The 18214-nt window shown below is 34.6% G+C and carries 15 protein-coding genes, 2 pseudogenes and 1 riboswitch; of the genes and pseudogenes, 8 read left to right on the top strand and 9 right to left on the bottom strand.

The genetic code is table 11. From position 1 onward, the window contains the following. Positions 1–42: 42 nt before the first annotated feature. Together AC1Q8M_RS00680 and AC1Q8M_RS00675 are read right to left on the bottom strand one after the other, a co-directional pair. The gene (locus tag AC1Q8M_RS00680) at positions 43–1128 is read right to left on the bottom strand and encodes a DUF3626 domain-containing protein (protein WP_025118545.1); all 1086 of its coding nucleotides are present in this window, start codon (positions 1126–1128) and stop codon (positions 43–45) included. Positions 1129–1240: 112 nt separating this feature from the next. Next, a pseudogene (locus tag AC1Q8M_RS00675) lies at positions 1241–1480 on the bottom strand (glutamate racemase); the annotation flags it as partial. A gap of 109 nt (positions 1481–1589) precedes the next feature. Further along, a riboswitch (Lysine riboswitch) is annotated at positions 1590–1771 on the top strand. A gap of 147 nt (positions 1772–1918) precedes the next feature. Here AC1Q8M_RS00675 and AC1Q8M_RS00670 point away from each other — a divergent pair. The 5 genes from AC1Q8M_RS00670 to AC1Q8M_RS00650 all read left to right on the top strand — a co-directional run bounded on the left by AC1Q8M_RS00670 (position 1919) and on the right by AC1Q8M_RS00650 (position 7870). Next, positions 1919–3343 (top strand): amino acid permease, encoded by a 1425-nt coding sequence (locus tag AC1Q8M_RS00670; protein WP_001186293.1) that lies wholly within the window; start codon positions 1919–1921, stop codon positions 3341–3343. Positions 3344–3403: 60 nt separating this feature from the next. Continuing rightward, positions 3404–4603: an ABC transporter permease gene (locus tag AC1Q8M_RS00665; protein ID WP_492334108.1), complete on the top strand. Its 1200-nt coding sequence runs from the start codon at positions 3404–3406 to the stop codon at positions 4601–4603. A gap of 191 nt (positions 4604–4794) precedes the next feature. Continuing rightward, a complete protein-coding gene (locus AC1Q8M_RS00660; RefSeq protein WP_086387959.1) occupies positions 4795–6792 on the top strand; it encodes a catalase in 1998 nt (665 codons plus the stop codon). Positions 6793–6825: 33 nt separating this feature from the next. Then, a complete protein-coding gene (locus AC1Q8M_RS00655) occupies positions 6826–7341 on the top strand; it encodes a type 1 glutamine amidotransferase domain-containing protein (RefSeq protein ID WP_000037522.1) in 516 nt (171 codons plus the stop codon). 325 nt (positions 7342–7666) lie between these two features. Further along, positions 7667–7870, top strand: a complete 204-nt coding sequence (locus AC1Q8M_RS00650) for a hypothetical protein (RefSeq protein ID WP_001063872.1) — start codon at positions 7667–7669, stop codon at positions 7868–7870. 44 nt (positions 7871–7914) lie between these two features. Here the strand turns inward: AC1Q8M_RS00650 and AC1Q8M_RS00645 are convergent, their stop codons facing one another. Beyond that, complete coding sequence (locus tag AC1Q8M_RS00645; RefSeq protein WP_000508235.1) at positions 7915–9171, bottom strand: MDR family MFS transporter; 1257 nt, start codon at positions 9169–9171, stop codon at positions 7915–7917. Positions 9172–9254: 83 nt separating this feature from the next. Here AC1Q8M_RS00645 and AC1Q8M_RS00640 point away from each other — a divergent pair, with 83 nt between their 5' ends. After that, positions 9255–11015, top strand: coding sequence for an SgrR family transcriptional regulator (locus AC1Q8M_RS00640; RefSeq protein ID WP_000569522.1), 1761 nt, complete (start codon positions 9255–9257; stop codon positions 11013–11015). Positions 11016–11077: 62 nt separating this feature from the next. Here AC1Q8M_RS00640 and AC1Q8M_RS00635 read toward each other — a convergent pair whose 3' ends face one another. Next, complete coding sequence (locus AC1Q8M_RS00635) at positions 11078–11626, bottom strand: NAD(P)H-dependent oxidoreductase (RefSeq protein WP_000789185.1); 549 nt, start codon at positions 11624–11626, stop codon at positions 11078–11080. A gap of 23 nt (positions 11627–11649) precedes the next feature. Further along, a complete protein-coding gene (locus tag AC1Q8M_RS00630; RefSeq protein ID WP_086387960.1) occupies positions 11650–12189 on the bottom strand; it encodes an ester cyclase in 540 nt (179 codons plus the stop codon). Between the two features lie 169 nt (positions 12190–12358). On the opposite strand from AC1Q8M_RS00630, the gene AC1Q8M_RS00625 reads away from it, so the two are divergent. Then, positions 12359–12697: a winged helix-turn-helix transcriptional regulator gene (locus AC1Q8M_RS00625; RefSeq protein WP_000997917.1), complete on the top strand. Its 339-nt coding sequence runs from the start codon at positions 12359–12361 to the stop codon at positions 12695–12697. 48 nt (positions 12698–12745) lie between these two features. Beyond that, a pseudogene (locus AC1Q8M_RS00620) lies at positions 12746–13154 on the top strand (IS3-like element ISBt2 family transposase); the annotation flags it as partial. Between the two features lie 174 nt (positions 13155–13328). On the opposite strand, the gene AC1Q8M_RS00615 reads toward AC1Q8M_RS00620, so the two are convergent. The 4 genes from AC1Q8M_RS00615 to AC1Q8M_RS00600 form a co-directional block, all read right to left on the bottom strand. Continuing rightward, the gene (locus AC1Q8M_RS00615; protein WP_000875674.1) at positions 13329–14336 is read right to left on the bottom strand and encodes an MBL fold metallo-hydrolase; all 1008 of its coding nucleotides are present in this window, start codon (positions 14334–14336) and stop codon (positions 13329–13331) included. Positions 14337–14648: 312 nt separating this feature from the next. Then, complete coding sequence (locus AC1Q8M_RS00610; RefSeq protein ID WP_000172532.1) at positions 14649–16016, bottom strand: FtsX-like permease family protein; 1368 nt, start codon at positions 16014–16016, stop codon at positions 14649–14651. 76 nt (positions 16017–16092) lie between these two features. Next, positions 16093–16863, bottom strand: coding sequence for an ABC transporter ATP-binding protein (locus tag AC1Q8M_RS00605; RefSeq protein WP_000859666.1), 771 nt, complete (start codon positions 16861–16863; stop codon positions 16093–16095). 171 nt (positions 16864–17034) lie between these two features. Continuing rightward, entirely contained in the window at positions 17035–18213 is a 1179-nt protein-coding gene (locus tag AC1Q8M_RS00600; protein WP_001020777.1) for an ABC transporter permease, read from the bottom strand. Between the last annotated feature and the right edge of the window lies 1 nt (position 18214).

Here is an 18214-nt window from a genome sequence, read left to right as displayed (position 1 = left end):
TTCTTTTCTATATAAATACCTCCAAAAACGGAGTATTTCATTCTACTTCCGATTTGGTTTTCCAAATCGAACTAAAACATGCCATAATAATTTTAATTCCTGAAGCACTTCTTCATAAGTTCCACGATCACTCCAAGATAATGGATTGCGATTCAAATCCACTACAGCAGAGCCAATTATATTTGCATCGATACAATTATTCCGTGCAATGCGTCTTGCTAAAGATGGCATTTTTGAACCTCTAAAATCCATCGGAACTTCGTCTACCGCAAGTACAAAACCGATGTGCCAATACAAATCAATAGCATACTTCAGGCAAATTTCTTCTAAAACTCTTCCTACATCCGTACCCTTAAATGAAGGATCTGCAACAAGCACCTCTACGTCTTCTTTCAGAGAAATCTCTCCATGAATCTGCGCTTCAATATAATGATTAAGATTACGGGCTGGCTCTTTGCTTACTAAATCTATAAACGGCCTTTTCAGATTAGCCAGTAAATGATTAATTAATATTGTTGGAGTCAAATTTCCTTCACCAATTGCAAAATCTCTTACAAATGTCTCTTCCAAAAGAGCAACTAAAATCATATCAAACTCCTCATAAGTCCCCTTTTCTTTCGGATCTTGATGCGAATCTAAATACGTATATGTAGAGCGCGAAGAAACTTTTGGAGATAAAAGAAAATAACATGAACCAAAACGCGGAGCCGGCCCATCTGGATGTAACATTAAATTTAGCGCTCCGTATTTTGGCCGTTGCTCATTCGTTACGCCTTCTAATTGATATGCCCCTCCAAATATTCTCTTTTCCCAAAGGTCACGTTCACCACCAGGGTAAGCAGATACGCTTCCATTAGATAGTAATGTTTCAAATTGACTTTTATATACTCCTTGCTCAAACAATGCTTCAGCAACACTTTTCATACTCGAATCAAGTCTGTCTGGATGAAAGTGTAAAGCAATCCTTGCATGAGATTTTAAATTAGCGACAGCTTCTTCAAATATTTCATCTGTAATATTAGACATTTTAAGTATATGATTAATCGTTGCTTTAGCCTCACGTTTTTCGTTCTCTGCATATTTTGAAATATACTCTAAAGCAAATAATTGAGATCTTGATAATTCCATAATCCAATCTCCCCTTTAATTGAAATGACCTTAATCCTTTCAATTAAAAGTGCATTTTTTCCTTCTTATGCAATTAACCTAATTTATTGAACAAAAAGTACTTTAATACAGTCTAATTACAGATACGAGCATTCTTTACGGGTAAATCCACACATTCTACAGAAATGTGATATCCTAGCCATCGCTCAGCAATATGTTCAAATGATAAAACAGATCCCGTTGTAAAAAAACGATGCTTCGGATTCAGATTGTCAGACAAAATTCCTTTGTGCTGTAAAATGGTACTTAACTCTATCGCTGTTTCTTCTGCAGAACTAATAATCGTTACATCTTCTCCTAACCCCCTTTTTAATCACAAACTCTTCTCTATAATCTGATTATTACTATATCCATTGACGTATAAAAATACATTTGTTACTCTTAAAGACGTTAATTTAATATTTAAATCCTCATTCGTATCTCGGTGAGGTAGAGGTTGCAATCATTAAGAGTATCATTTCAGGAGATGTAGTGGCATTGATGAAGGAATGAGAAAGGAATGGTTGCCGAAGTAAGTCGTGTCCACCATGCACGCTTGCTGGGTCTGCATTTAATAAGTGCAGAACTGTCACAAACGTTTCGTTTGTGGAGAGCTATCGAGAGGTATGTCGTGGGTTTCTTATAAGATAGAAAGCATGTAGCGGCAGATTACGTGCTTTTTTTGTTTTGTTTGGGACTTCTCTTCCTGACTCAGGAAGACATACATATCTCCTCGCTTGACTTGGTTATACTAACTTTGGAGGTATTTTCTATGCAACAAAAAAAATGGGGCTTTTGGGTACTAACAGCTTTCGTTGTCGGTAACATGGTTGGCGCTGGTATTTTCATGGTGCCAAGTACGTTGGCACAAACAGCAAGCCCACTCGGTGTCACTTTAGCTTGGTTAACAACAGGGTTTGGTGTTTTAATGCTAGCTCTTGTTTTCGGTAATTTAGCAATTCGTCGTCCTGATTTAACGACAGGACCACAAAGTCATGCATATGCTTTATTCTCAACACCAAAAAAGAAAAAAATGGCTGGATTCAGTATGGTATGGGGATATTGGGTTGCAAACTGGGCAAGTAACGTTGCCATCATTACATCATTTGCGGGATATTTATCACTCTTCTTCCCAATTATGAAAGATACGCGACTACTATTTTCAATCGGTTCTTTTAACATAGAAGTCGGAAAACTAATTACATTTACGATTTGTTCCATCTTACTTTGGGGAACTCATATTATATTAACAAATGGTGTAAGCGGAGCTGGAAAACTAAACTTCTTAGCAACAACAACGAAAGTAACTGGATTCCTTTTATTCATCGTCGTTACGTTATTTGCATTCGAAGCTTCTAAGTTTGGACAATGGTACACGCCGATGATTGATAAATCAGGTGTATCACATGGTCTTCTTTCACAAGTAAATTTAGCTGCTCTTACAACGCTTTGGGCGTTTATCGGAATTGAATCAGCCGTTCTTTTATCAAACCGTGCTGTTTCTCCAAAAACGGTAAAACGTGCAACAGTTGCGGGATTACTTATTACAGTTGCGATTTACTTAGGAATTACAATTTTAACAATGGGTGTACTTCACGTTGATAAATTACAAACTTCTGAACGTCCATTAGCAGATGCACTAAACGCTGCAATGGGTCATGGCGGCGGGAAACTGATGGCATTACTTGCTCTTACTTCCCTGTTCGGTTCTATCTTAGGCTGGATTTTATTAAGCTCAGAAGTACCATATCAAGCAGCAAAAGAAGGTTTCTTCCCTTCCTTCTTCACAAAAACAAATAAAAAAGGAAGTCCAATTTACTCATTACGATTAACAAACATTATGTCGCAAGTGTTCCTATTCTCAACATTATCAGGAACCATTGCGGAAGCTTATACATTCGTTATTACCGTATCAACACTGGCCTACCTCATTCCATATCTCGTTTCACCAATCTTCCAGTTAAAACTAGTCGCAACTGGTGAAACATATAAAAATGAAATGCGGGCAAGAATTACAGATGGCATAGTCGCAGTTATCGCACTTTGCTACGCACTATGGGTTATTAAAACCGGCGCATCCGATATAAAAACGTTCCTTCTCGGAATTGGTTTATTCGTAATTGGATTTGCTTTCTATCCATTAATGAATCGTGATCAGAAAAAAAATAACGAAAAGAAAAACGGGCAAGTTGCATAACGCAATTTGCTCGTTTTTTCTTTTGTAAAACATATATAATAGAACAAAGAGGTGAAAAACATGTCAATCGAATCGCTATGGAGCAGTCGCTTCCAACAACATATTCAAAATATCATTACATACTTTGCACGTATGATTAACAGTTTACTATATAGCTTTATCTTTATTTCATGCGTTGGCGCATACTACTATGCTCAGTTTCTAAAAACATCTCCTTCTAAAGGAATATCTTTACTACTCATCACGATTGTACTTACATTCATTATAACGAGATGCCCTATCCGTACATTTATTCAAAAACCTGATGCTGTCTATTTACTAGCACTAGAAGAGAAATTAACATCTTATTTCAAAAAATCTCTTCTATACAATTACATCATTCAGCTTTTCCCATTGTTATTTACGTTCCTTATTCTCGTTCCACTTGCTATGCAATCATTGCAATTAACTGTACCTTTTTTGTGTACAATCTTTATCGTATTAATGATTACGAAAGCTTGGAACATGTACATACATTGGATGTGGCGTGATAGTCACGACAAAAACATATGGCTGATCATCCGTATTACTTGTAATGCCTTAATCATTTACATGCTGTTTTATTCCGCAAATGTTCTCATATTAGGCGGACTACTTTTACTACTTGCTTTCCTACTTCTATATACGAAAAAACAGCCTACAAAACGAATACCTTGGGATTACATAATCGAGCAAGAAGAAAAAATGAACGTTCGTTTTTATCAATTTGCTAGCATTTTTACAGATGTTCCGCAACTGAATAAACAAGTAAATAAAAGAAAATGGCTTACAAATTGGATTGAACCTTTATTACATAAAAAACGAGAAACTTTCTTCTACTTGTATACACTAGCATTTTTACGTGGAAATGATTATTTCGGCATATATATTCGCTTAGGATTGATCGGTGCTTTCGCCTTATATTTCATACCAAATATATACGTAAAAGGCGCTATCGCTTACATCGTTCTATATATGATTTCTATGCAGCTCCGTTCACTGTGGAAATATTTTTCGGGAAATATTATTGTAGCATTATATCCGATTGGTACTGAAGAAAGAATGAAGCAATTTCTTCGCTTAATCTTTATATTGCTAAGTATTCAACTCATTGTATTTTCAATTGTTATACTCATTGCTACAGGTCAATTTTTACATAGCCTTATCATTATGATTGTCGGGTTACTCTGGATCAAATTTATTATTGTACCAAAAACGAAGCAACGCGTTTCTTCGTTTTAACGAAAAGAAATATCTTAAAAGCCAAGGAGCAAATAAATTATCTCCTTGGCTTTTTTATTTTGCTTCCTCAAACAAGAATCACTGAAACAACCGATATTTTATGATTTTTACATACAAAAACGATAATACATGTTTACGACCTAATAAAAAGGGTATCTATTAATTAACAGAGTAAAGGAGGGGCCTATATTGTGAATAAAAAAACGGAACAACTGAAGCATCACGTTACTGACAATCAATGCAAACATGCTTTAACAACAAATCAAGGGGTAAAAATAGCTGAAGATGAATTTTCTTTAAAGATGGGCTTAAGAGGCCCAACCTTAATGGAGGATTTTCACTTTCGTGAGAAAATGACCCATTTTGATCACGAACGAATTCCCGAAAGGATTGTTCATGCACGCGGGGTTGGCGCTCATGGTTATTTTCAGCTTTATGAATCTTTAGAAACATATACGAAAGCAGATTTTCTTACTAATCCTTCAAAGAAAACACCTGTATTTGTACGGTTCTCAACCGTTCAAGGTTCTAAAGGATCCAACGACACAGTAAGAGATGTACGCGGATTCGCCACAAAATTTTATACAGATGAAGGAAACTATGATTTAGTGGGTAATAATATGCCAGTATTCTTTATCCAAGATGCTATTAAATTTCCTGATTTTGTCCATGCAGTTAAACCAGAACCACATAATGATATTCCTCAAGGAGCTAGCGCTCATGATACCTTTTGGGACTTTGTTGCGCATAATCCTGAGTCCACTCATATGGTCATGTGGCAAATGAGCGACCGAGCTATTCCGCGTAGTTTACGAATGATGGAAGGTTTTGGAGTTCACACATTTCGACTCATTAACGCAGAAGGAAAAGCCCATTTCGTAAAGTTTCACTGGAAACCTACCCTCGGGGTTCATTCATTAGTATGGGATGAAGCTCAAAAGATTGCTGGGAAAAATCCTGATTTTCATCGTCAAGATTTATACGAAGCAATTGAAAAAGGGCATTATCCTGAATGGGAGCTTGGATTACAGTTAATTCCAGAAGAAGATGAACATAAATTTGATTTTGATATTTTAGATCCAACGAAATTATGGCCAGAAGAAGAAGTTCCCGTAAAATTAGTTGGTAAAATGACACTGAACAAAAATGTTGATAACTTCTTTGCTGAAACAGAGCAGGTAGCTTTTCACCCTGGTCATGTCGTACCAGGTATTGATTTTTCAAATGACCCTCTTCTGCAAGGAAGATTATTCTCCTATACAGATACACAATTATCTCGTTTAGGGGGCCCTAATTTCCATCAAATCCCTATCAATCAACCCGTATGTCCTTTTCATAATAATCAACGTGATGGTATGCATCAAATGCAGATTCATCGCGGTCAAACAAGCTATCATCCTAATGGATTAAATAACAATCAACCTGCAACCGTCCAAGCCGAACAAGGAGGATATGAACATTATCAAGAAAAGATTGATGGGCATAAAATTAGAGGTCGCAGTAAAAGCTTTCTTAACTTCTATTCTCAGGCTAAACTTTTCTACAATAGTATGAGCCCTATTGAAAAGCAGCACATAAAAGAAGCTTTTTGCTTTGAAGTTGGGAAGTGTAAATCAGACATGGTGAAGGCAAATGTAATTGCTCTTCTAAACCACGTCGATCGTCAATTAGCACAAGAAGTCGCTAACATTATTGGAGCTCCTTTACCTAAGGAAAATCACGAAGTAAATTCAGATGCAAAATCACCTGCACTAAGTATGTCCAATACTATTTTTAAATCTGATTCCAAAAATGTTGCAATTCTATTAAATGGTGACCCAAGCGTCTCACTTCTGTCCGAATGGATTCAAGCTTTTGTACAACACCGAATTAACTATAGTATCATAGATAATAAAATTTATCATTTCAATGATTCCATTAAAGTAACTGATACTTATACAACAACAGACTCCCCCCTTTTTGATGCAGTATTAGTGTTTAGTAGTGAGTCTGTCATTCAACCCCCTGTTTTAGAATTTGCAGAAACTACTTTTAAACATTTTAAACCGATAGCTCATGTCCTTAGTAATCCTCATGCTTTGGACCATAGTAAGATTAAACTGGATGGAGCAGGAGTTTACAACTTAACAAATACTTCAATTGAATCATTTATAGAAGGCATTGCCCAAGGAAGATTCTGGAGCCGATAATATAATATAATATAATATAAGGAGCGGATTAGAATGAGTAAAAAAATTGCTATTTTAATAACGGATTATTTCGAGGACACAGAATACACAGAGCCAGCAGAAGCTTTTAAACAAAAGGGATATGAATTAACAACTATTGAAGCAGAAAAAGGTAAAACGGTACACGGTAAGCAAGGAAAAAGTGAAGTCGTGATTGATAAAAGTATTGATGATGTTTCTCCAGAGAACTTTGATGCCCTCTTCATACCGGGTGGATTTTCTCCAGATATACTTCGTGCCGATGAACGTTTTGTTCGCTTTAGTAAAGCATTTATGGATGCGGAAAAACCTGTTTTCGCTATTTGTCACGGACCTCAGCTACTCATCACTGCACAAACACTTGAAGGACGCGATGTAACTGGATATAAATCTATTGAAGTCGATTTGAAAAATGCCGGCGGGAACTTTCATGACAAAGAGGTTGTCGTATGTCAAAATCAGCTAGTAACAAGTAGACAGCCAGAGGACATCCCAGCGTTTATTGAAGAATCGTTGCGTATATTAGGATAACTACTTCGGTTAACTAACCTCCTTTTATTTACATGAAAATAATTAATCAGTGGGGTTTTATTCATCCACCACTGATTAATTATCCCTCACCAACTGGTCGTTTGCAGGAAATCCGACCACCACAAATAGCAGGATAAATAAAAAAGGGGGGAATCCAAAAGTTCAGTTTTAATAATCTTTTGGATTCCCCCCTTTTCTCGCCCCAAAATTCCTTATCACTTTTCATAGGCAGTTCTCATATAGTGAAAATGACTATATAATTCCTATCCATAAGTTAAATAATGATTTCGCACATATATAAATACAAAAGATGGGAGCCTTATTTATGAATAACAATCCACCTTCAACGCCCCAAGACAACTCCGAAAACAATAGCCGTGATATTACACTGCAAACATTAAGGGTCATCGGACTCGTCGTCCTTATTAGTGGTTATATCCTCGTTGCGCTCTCTGAAGTAGGTGAGCTGAAAGTCTTATTAACAAACCCAAATAGCAATCCTGATTTAGCTGAAGTTGATCCGTTTTAAAAGCCATATGAAAAGCGATTTCTAGCATCGCTTTTCATATCGTTTTATCCAATCTGAGAAACCTCCCCCTCATACTTCTCTTTCCCTATCGCCTTCATAAATAATAAAATACTGCTCATACCAACGATAAAGTACAGAGCACTCATACCCCAAGATGCAATAAATGAACCTAGCATAACACCTAATGCCCCGTTCATTTTTGCCACTTGAAAGACCATTCCGTTAATCGCCATATAAGAACCTCTTGCCTCATTTGGCACCATATCTGCCATAATAGATTGACGCACTGGCACATACATCATCTCGCCTACTGTTTGGAAAAGCCCTGCAATTAATAAAATCCATAAGCTATTGCTCGTTCCGAGTATTGTAAATCCAATCGTGTAAATAAATAAGCCTACATATAAGATCTTCAAATCGTTGAAGCTTTTCAGCATTTTAATAAGAAGTGCTGAACATAACACAACTAAAATTGTATTCTCTGCAGAAATCCAGCTCAGCATGCGAATACCTGTTAAATCAAACGTAAAACCATTCCCGAATAAAAAGTGCACCGTTTCAAATTCCTTCTGCAAACGTACCCCTAAATAATTATTAATTTGAAACTCTAACGATAATGTACATATACTCGCTGCACAAAAAATTAAAAATGCTTTATCTTTCATCACGACTTTATAACTATCTGCCATATCTTTTAATACATTTTTCTTCTCCATCGTTTTTCGTGCTACATACACTTCTTCCATATACACAGCCATCACATATAAAGTCATAATGGCAACAAGCGTTAATACGATAAACAATTGTAGTCTATAGTTTTCAAATAGTAATCCTCCAAATATCGCTCCAATCGCAATGGATAAGTTAATAGCCCAGTAATTAATGCTGTACATCACTTTTCGATTTTCAGGTGTACTCACATCAATTAACATCGCTTCTGTCGCAGGATTCATAAGTCCCGATCCTAAACTATTCACTAGCATAAAGATAAATGTTAACCACGGTGAGTCAACGTAATCCGAATTCGCAACTCCCATACAAGCAATGGAAATGACTTGTATACTTTGACCGATAATCATAACCTTTTTACGCCCAAGCCGGTCTCCAACATATCCACCGTATAAACCAATTACTAATGAAGCTATGACATTAATAAGTAGTAACGCACCAGCAATCGCGCTACCTAACTTTACGGAAAAATAAATCGCCATAAATGGAAAAATCATCGTGGACACAGTACGTGTTAAAAACGATGTTATAATTCTAATTTTTATATTTCGATGCATACTCCAAAATCCCATTGTTTCCCCTCCTTATGCTTACTTATTTTACTTTGAAAAAAAGGAAGAAAAAGGTTAGAATATTCTAAAGAGTTTCCCCTTTTATGATAGAAGGAAGTGTATATATGAAAATTATGGACTATTACATTAGACTAAGACTACATGCACAAGATCAACAACATATGCGAAATAGCTTACAAGAATTAGCGGATGTTTTATATTGCAGTACGAAAAACGTAAAGATTTTATTAAAGAAAATGAGCGAGGAGCAATTAATTAGCTGGACTCCAGGGCGAGGCCGCGGAAATAAAACGGAAATTCTATTTATACATAATTTCGTAGAAGCGATTGAGTCCTATACAGATGAACTGTTAGCGCAAGAAAAATTAAAAGATATCTTTCTTCTTTTAAAAGAACCCCTCCCCCTCGCACTTCAAAAAAAGATAGAAAATAAACTACATCATCATTTTGGATACGAACCTTCAAATGATATGTACGACGTATTAAAGATTCCTATATCGAGAAAGATATTCCCATTAGATCCGGCTTTTGTGGCTGTAACTACAGAGAGCCATCTTACGAGTCAAATTTTTGATACATTAGTCGTCTATAACGATGTTACTGAAAAAATGGAGCCTCACATTGCGCATACGTGGGAATTAAGTGAAGACGGGCTTACGTGGACTTTTTATTTACGAAAGGATGTATATTTTCATAACGAAACAGTTTTAACTTCTAAAGATGTACAATTTTCATTTGAAAGACTAAAAGAAGTTTACTCTCCTTTCGAATGGTTAACAGAAGAAATCGTTCAAATTGAAACGCCATCACCACTACAAATTCGATTCCATTTAGCGAAACCAAATTTATTTTTCTTACACTATGTAAGTTCAATGCAGCTCGCAATTTTACCGCGTGATACGAGTATTCAAAATCATCATTATATAGGTACTGGACCTTTCAAACTTGCTCATTACTCTGAAGATAATATCATACTCGAAGCGTTCACCCATTATTTTAAAGAGCGCGCGTTATTAGACCGTATTGAATTTTGGGGTATTCCTGACCATGTGCAAATAGATGCTGATTATGAACTACCAAACGAAGAGGAAAATGAAAGGCATGATATACAAATAGAAGAAATAGGTTGTATTTATGCTAGCTTCAACTTTAAAAAACCTGGTCCTCATCACGACATTTACTTTCGAAAAGCTTGGAGAGAACTATATGATGTTGAAATGATACTTCGTAACATAGAGGGTAGACGGACAATTGCTGCATCAAGCTTTTTCCCTGATAGAAGCCGCCTTGCAACAAGAAGATCCTACTCTTTAGAAAAGGCAAAAGAGTATTTGAAAAAGAGTACATATAATGGAGAAACGATACATATTTACTTCTTCGCATTTAAAGATAGTGCAAATGATGCATATTTCTTAAAAGAACGATGTGAAAGTTTAGGTATACAAGTAGAGCTTCACCCATTTCCCGTTTCAGATTATATGAATCGCTCTATTGATAAACATGCTGATATTATTTTCATGGGAGAAGTATTTGCTGCCAATCATGAAATTGCATTCTTAAATGTATTTAAAAATAAAAGTTGCTTCGTAAATCGGTTCATGGACCCGCACTACGAAAAACAAATTAACTGTTTACTAGATACATTTTTACTAGAAGAAAATAAAGAAAAGCGCTATGAACTCATGTATGAGATTGAAGAGTTTTTACAAGCAGAACACATCATTTTATTTAACTATCACGTTCTAAAAAGAAAAACATACCCTTCTTCTTTAAAAAACGTAACAATTGATTCATTCGGTTGGGCAAATTTTGCGAAGTTATGGATACAGCCATCCATGTCTTAAAATGTGAGTCATTATAAAAGGAGAAGGTACTACATCCTTAGCAGTACCTTCTTCACATACTATTATTTAATTACTCCATCTAAGTGATCTTTCAAGTTCACTAAAAACTTCTCTATATCCGGATTCTTCACCACATCATAACAAGCAAAACTCTTTAACGGACTCATACCGAGAAACTTTTGCACGCGGTGTAAATGACTAAGCGCTGATTCTAAACTTTCTCCTTCAAAGAACTTCGTCTTATCTCCAAATGCTTTTTCAGGTGCATTCCAAGTTGTAGAGAACATATACTCTTTCTCTTTTAATAAACCACCTGTTCCATATTCATCTGCACCTTTAAAGAACAAACCGTATTCATATACTTCATCCATATACGTTTTAAATAAGCCTGGAACACTAAACCAGTAAATTGGTGTTTGATAAATAACAACATCGGCCCATAAAAATTTATCCTGTTCTTCTTTAATATTGTAACCATCTTGAATCGTTGTTGTTTTCACATAATGATTCTCGCCTAATACAGTAACCATATAATCTACTAACGTTTTATTTAATCGTCCTTCCTTTGTACCGTATTTTTCATGTCCATTTATAATAAATATATTTTTCATCGCTTTCCTCTCCCTTATATGATCTACTCTTCAGCTATTAAGCCGAGTTGCTGCTGTAGTGTAAGATTATCTTCTAAATGCCAATCTTCTGTTATCTTTCCGTCTTTCACATGTAAAATATCAATTGCAAAAAAATTAATTTTCTTACCATTATGCGTTCCTGTAAAAGAAAGACGGGCCGTTACTTTATCACCAACAACTAATAAGTCTTCAATCTCGCAATGTATATCAGGCACAACTTTACGAAAATTTTGCGCTGCAAACTTTAATCCTTCAATGCCTTGTGGTCGCCCTTTCGGCAATGTATTATCGAAGAAATCTTTAGTAACAGTCTGCGGAATAAGTTCCTCCTTACCTGTATCCCAAAATGCATAAAAACGCTGCGCCGCATGAACCATTTCTGTCGCTTCTTTTTTACTTAGTGAGGGATCAATTGTCATTGCTTTTGGCTTTGGCATTTCTTTTAATAACTGAACTTCAGTTTTTTGTTCCACACCACATGCTACAAGCACAATACAAATAACAAACAAACTAAGAAATCTAAATAACTTTTTTATCCCCATGGAAATCACCACCTCCTTATATAAATCCTTTTTGTTTCGTATTGCTATTGTATATGCACTAACTTCCTTTATGGAAGTAGTGATATTTTTTTCATATAGTTACCAAAAGTATAGTTTTGTGATACTATAAAGCAAATTCATCCAAAAAAATTTTATGGAGGCTAGTTCCATGAACGATATAAATCCAGTTGAATTAACGAAAGGTTTACCTGGCATACCTTGTCCCATCGCTAAAACGCTTGATGTAATTAGTACAAAATGGACGTTTTTAATCATTCGTGATCTTCTTATCGAAGGAACATTACGCTTTAGTGATTTACAAAAATCAATGGATGGTATTAGTCCAAAAACATTATCGCTTCGACTAAAAGAATTAGAGTCTCAAGGCATTATAACGAGAAAAGTATATCCAGAAGTTCCGCCTCGTGTAGAGTACACATTAACGGATAAAGGAAAGCAATTAGAGGGGATTTTTATTGAATTAAAACGGTTTGGATTAAGCTTATAAAACAAAAAAGCCTTACCGTTAAAGTGAAGTGAACCCGAATAGTGGTACATGAAAAAAATAAGAGTTCATTACCCAGAAGAAGTAAAGTGGAAAGTGATTGAAATGAAAAAGGATGGGTATTCCAATTGGACCATTATGGAGAAACTCGGGATTAAAAATGTTTCCCAAATTAAGATATAGATGAAATGGTATCGTACAGATCGAACGTATCAGTTTCAACAACCTGTAGGAAAACAGTATTCTTATGGAAAAAGACCAAAAGAGCTCAGTGAATTAGAATAGCTACGTATAGAAAATAAACACCTAAAAACAAAATTACTTGTATGGAGAAATTATCTGGAAATCGGAAGGGGCTGAAATCAGAAACTGTAGTTACTTTATGGAAAAATTTAAAAACAAAAATAACGGTAAAAGAATTGCGTAACGTATTAGAATTACCCCTTCCACATTTTATCGTTGATTACAACGAACGGAAGATCTGAAAGATGATATAGGGGTACAGACACATCGCCATCAAGCTAACAGAACAGATTGTCCCTAAACGAAAATTTTGTAGCTTTTTTAGCACGGAAGTTCATTATTATCGTTTTTTATGTTTCTTAACTTGATAGAGGTGTGGTGGATCCCTTTTTTAGAAGTAAATACTTCTAACACCTTGTAGTATTTGAAGATCAATTTTATCTGCTTTTGTCCTTTGAATTATAAAATCTAATCCATTTTTAGTATTGTCCGCATATTTAGGCATTGCTTCAAGTGTATCTGTCAATGGTTTGGTGAAATCGTCCCAGTGTATTGGAATAACAAGCTTCGGTTGTACTTTTCGTACAGCTTGCTCGTAATACATATTTTGGAAATTACTTTCCTGCTTTCCTAATCCCCCTATTCCTAAAAACAGGACATCAGCTCGAATATCATCTAATACACCTTCTATATAGTTAGCACTTGGTTTAACAAGGAAAGTTTTATTATTATACGTAATCAAGTAATCATATGAAGAGTCTTCATGATAATCTAGTGCTTTAGTTGGTTGTTTAAGTGGCTTTTTTATTTTTTCTCCTTCATCAAAGGTTGGTGAATGTTTCGATGGAAGGACAGTAACAGTAAAATCACCAAACTTCATAGCCTTATTTACTTCATATACAGACATCTGGTTCTTATTTATATCACCACCAATACCTATGTTAATTGCTGACTCTGAACCATATACATGTGTTCCAGTTCGTTTAGCTATGTAAGCTAAATCAAACGCATGATCATAATGTGTATGTGCAATAAATAATCCCTTAAGTTTATTATTATCAGCCCCTATTTGATTAAAAATTTTATCCACAGTATCTTCATCTGTTTTTATATTGCTGAACAATATTTTTGGTAAGGATGGCCTAGAAATAAAACCATCAATCATTAATTGCGTATTTCCATCATCAAATAGTAAAGATGATGTTCCTAAGAATGTGACCTTTACCTCACCGTGATTCAATACTTTTTGTGTTGTTTTTGGAGCATAATATGCCTTGTATTGTTGAATATCTGCTGAAGGTGTTAGAAACTTATAATAAACGAAAATAGAAGCGATTAGTACTAGTACTAGTAATCCTATAAAAAACACGCTTAATTTTTTTCTTAATTTATATTTCAAAAAACATTCTCCTTTCTAGACAAAAGATATTATTATTTGACTGTGCTAAATCCTCCTACTTGAGGTTACCACAAAGTATCTATAAAAATTAAAAAACGCCATCCTTTCCTACGATTCTACAGAAAGAATAGCTTATTTTTTCATTTTAGGAGGAATTTTGTTTTCTTAGCTTGATAGCGATGTGGCGGTACCCCATATAGAAAAAACCGATTCCCTACACGTTAAGGGTATCGGCTTTTGTTCATTTCATTATTCTTTAGAACTTGATAGGTTGTATTTCCTAATTTTATTACGCAATATCAAAAGAATTTATTATTTATACACAATTCTAAAATACGAATTAACAGTTAATATATAATATCCAAAATAGATTATGCAATATGCAATAGAACTAATGGAAATAGGAATCATAATACTGTATATAGGCATGTTGTTTATTATTGGTAAAGCAAATAAGCTATGAGTAAGTCCGACTATTATAGGTGAAATAAAACTAAAGCTAACTTGTTTCGAAATTGACGTTCTTACTTCTTTTTTCGTAACACCTATCTTACGAAGAACCTCATAGTATTTCTGATTAGCATGTGCTTCAGATAGTTGTTTATAATAAATAATAGAACCAGTTGCTAGTACAAATATAATTCCCAAAAAGCTTCCAATAAATAATGTAACTCCATACAGTTGCATAAAATCTTCATTTGTTTCAGATTGCCCTACATAATATCCTGATACAACTGTACTAACTGCCGTTAAAGCTGTGGCACTTAAGATAGCAATAGTCGCAAGTAATTTGGCATTTCCTTTTACTCGATATAACAACTGTGAAATATTTAGTATATTCATACCGTTAAAATAGATATTGCTCTTACTTTTAATTTTCTTTAATACAATAACTGTATAAGAAGTGAATAGACAGTAGGTTGCAAGAACAATCGCAATCAAAATACATAACGGAATTATTTTAGGATCCATTAGCGGACGCATAGGGTCCTCAGGGTTCTGCACAAATTTTACGACTTCGCGAAAAAAGAATGCTAAAACATAACCAAAGCCAATTAAAATAAGACCTATATATGCCAAATATTTAGATCCTTTTGGCATACTCTCTCCTTTATGATTCGCTTGGAACATTTCAATTAATGGAAATTGATAAATTAAGCGCGAGTTTTTCCAAGCTGTATATAATAGAATCGATAAAAAAACAATAATTGTGTCTATTATGGCCTTTATAGATAACTCGAACGTAATTGGCACATTTAATTTCATCAAACTCATTAGAAGTTCTAAAAATAACTTAAAACTTATACTGCCAATCAATATCCCAACTATTAAAGCTACGCCCCCCATTATTAATGTTTCACAAAATAACATCGTACCAATTTGTTTTTTAGTAATACCTAGTAAAGAATATAACCCTATCTCTTTTTTACGTTTTCTTATAAAAAAATTAGTAGAGTAAATAATAAATATGGCTATAAAAATAATAAGTATCACTTTTGAAGACTGAAGAACACTATTAATCATTACATTATTAAGCATTTCTTTTTTTATTTGCGTACTATATCGAAGTGACGCAAATATAAAATAAATCAGCATACTCGAAGCTAAAGATACAAAATAAAGTATATACTCCTTAAAATTTCGCCTTATATTTCGTTGAACGATTTCAATTAAAGTCATTTATTTTAACCTCCTAAAAACTATTTCTACAAAATATACATTGTTTTAATCACACATTATGTTATAAATGGCCATATTAGATAAGATCATCAGCCTTATCTTCAGAAATGGAAGACATTACATCAATGACTTGTTGGAAGAATTGCTTACGTGTTAATTCTCCACGGTGTAATTCTTTATATAATTCACCATCTTTAATCATAATCACTCGTTTACAATAACTTGCCGCAAACGCATCATGCGTTACCATTAATATGGTTGAGTTATCATATTCATTTAATGACTTCATACTTTCTAATAAATCCGTTGCTGATTTAGAGTCAAGCGCCCCAGTTGGCTCATCCCCAAAAATCATACTCGGATTCGTAACCATGGCACGTGATGCTGCGCAGCGTTGTTTCTGTCCCCCAGATACTTGATATGGGTATTGACTTAAGATATGATCCATGCCAAACTTCTTAGAGATTTCAAGAACAAGCCGATCAATTTCACTAACCTTCACCTTTGATAAAGCGAGAGGCAATGCGATATTTTCTTTGAACGTTAACGTATCTAATAAGTTATAATCTTGAAAAATAAAACCTAAATGATTGCGCCGAAATAATGCCAACGTATCATCACTCATTTTTACAATATCTTTTCCATCTATTAAAATCTCACCACTCGTCACATGATCAATTGTCGAAAGAACATTTAATAGAGTTGTCTTACCTGAACCAGAAGGGCCCATAATCCCAACAAATTCTCCTTCTTGTACTTGTAAGTTAATCCCTTTTAACGCTTCAAATGTATTTCCACCTGTGTCATATACTTTTTTAATATTTTTTGCTTCTAGCACTGTTTTCATTTTATATTCCTCTCTCCTCTTAGTATTTACAGCCAAGAAATCTATATAAAATTAGAGTTAAGATTGTTTAGATTTTTGCTTATACCATGAAAATCCTTATTTTCAAAAAGAGTAAATACCCATATGGGTATTTACTCTTTTCTAGAATATCTTATCTTTCACCTACAACTATTATTCATATCGTAGACAATCAATTGGGTCTAGTTTAGCTGCTTTATTTGCTGGAAGTATACCAGAGACAATGCCAATCAATATAGATATTCCAACAGATAGTAGACCTAGATTTACTGAAATAACAAGTGGCCATCCACCTACGATTGCCGATACCCAAGCAAAGAAAATACCTAACACAAAACCAATTACTCCACCTAATGCTGTTAAAATACAAGCTTCAATAAGAAATTGCATTAATATTTCCCTTCTCGTTGCACCAAGTGCTTTTCGAACACCTATTTCACGTGTACGCTCTGTAACAGATACAAGCATGATATTCATCACACCAATACCACCTACGATTAAAGAGATTCCAGCAACACCAGTGAATACCATTTTCATCGTATCTAATGATTCTTCTACGACCAAATCGTTTTTTGTCTCATCCTCTACTGTAAATAGATGCTCAAATTCTGGTGGTTTCAATCCATTTAATACAGATACAGCTTGTTTCCCTACAATTTCTCGCTCGCTAGAAGAAGATAACTTAATGGTCACTGCATTATATTCCTCAACACCTGAGATCAACGGTGCATTATCAACCGAGGTATATCCTGCATACACATTTGATTGCCATATATTATCATATTTGTACACCCCGACAATATTATATGGTTTTCCTTTTATATCTATATATAAATCATTTTCCCATGTATCATATAGTTTTTTAAATAGAGCTTCACTGATAATCAAAACAGGAATTGGTTTTTCCAGCTCAGTCTCTGTTAACTCACGCCCGTGTATCATTCGTAGTTTGTGATCCTGCATAAAATTACCTGTTCCCACATTTAAATTAAGAGAAGCTTCTTTTGAACCTACATATGCTTTTACGTCCATATTCACATGTGGGTACACATCCTTTACACCTGGTATTACTTCTAATTGCTTTACCATATCTGGTGTAATCTTTGCTATTTCCAGCGGAAAATCTGGGTTGATATACTCTATATTAATTTCATCCATATGGCGGCTCTCTTCAATCTCTTTTTGCATCTTTGCAGTATTTCCATCCCCCGTTGCGAGAATTGTAATAATCGCACTGATTCCAATAATAATTCCCAGCATCGTTAAAATAGATCTCATTTTATGGGCAAAGATAGAAGAGATAGCCATACGTATATTTTCATGTATATTCAAT

The sequence above is a fragment of the Bacillus sp. GW823-FHT06A10 genome (assembly GCF_058795375.1).
The sequence above is the reverse complement of the archived record's forward strand: the minus strand, read 5'-3'. Positions and strand labels throughout refer to the sequence as shown.

Coding starts and splice junctions, on each gene's coding strand:
- AC1Q8M_RS00635 (WP_000789185.1), bottom strand. CDS start 11,626: ATGAAAAATATATTTATTATAAATGGACATGAAAAATACGGTACAAAG.
- AC1Q8M_RS00655 (WP_000037522.1), top strand. CDS start 6,826: ATGAGTAAAAAAATTGCTATTTTAATAACGGATTATTTCGAGGACACA.
- AC1Q8M_RS00680 (WP_025118545.1), bottom strand. CDS start 1,128: ATGGAATTATCAAGATCTCAATTATTTGCTTTAGAGTATATTTCAAAA.
- AC1Q8M_RS00605 (WP_000859666.1), bottom strand. CDS start 16,863: ATGAAAACAGTGCTAGAAGCAAAAAATATTAAAAAAGTATATGACACA.
- AC1Q8M_RS00670 (WP_001186293.1), top strand. CDS start 1,919: ATGCAACAAAAAAAATGGGGCTTTTGGGTACTAACAGCTTTCGTTGTC.
- AC1Q8M_RS00650 (WP_001063872.1), top strand. CDS start 7,667: ATGAATAACAATCCACCTTCAACGCCCCAAGACAACTCCGAAAACAAT.
- AC1Q8M_RS00610 (WP_000172532.1), bottom strand. CDS start 16,016: ATGACTTTAATTGAAATCGTTCAACGAAATATAAGGCGAAATTTTAAG.
- AC1Q8M_RS00630 (WP_086387960.1), bottom strand. CDS start 12,189: ATGGGGATAAAAAAGTTATTTAGATTTCTTAGTTTGTTTGTTATTTGT.
- AC1Q8M_RS00625 (WP_000997917.1), top strand. CDS start 12,359: ATGAACGATATAAATCCAGTTGAATTAACGAAAGGTTTACCTGGCATA.
- AC1Q8M_RS00645 (WP_000508235.1), bottom strand. CDS start 9,171: ATGGGATTTTGGAGTATGCATCGAAATATAAAAATTAGAATTATAACA.
- AC1Q8M_RS00640 (WP_000569522.1), top strand. CDS start 9,255: ATGATAGAAGGAAGTGTATATATGAAAATTATGGACTATTACATTAGA.
- AC1Q8M_RS00665 (WP_492334108.1), top strand. CDS start 3,404: ATGTCAATCGAATCGCTATGGAGCAGTCGCTTCCAACAACATATTCAA.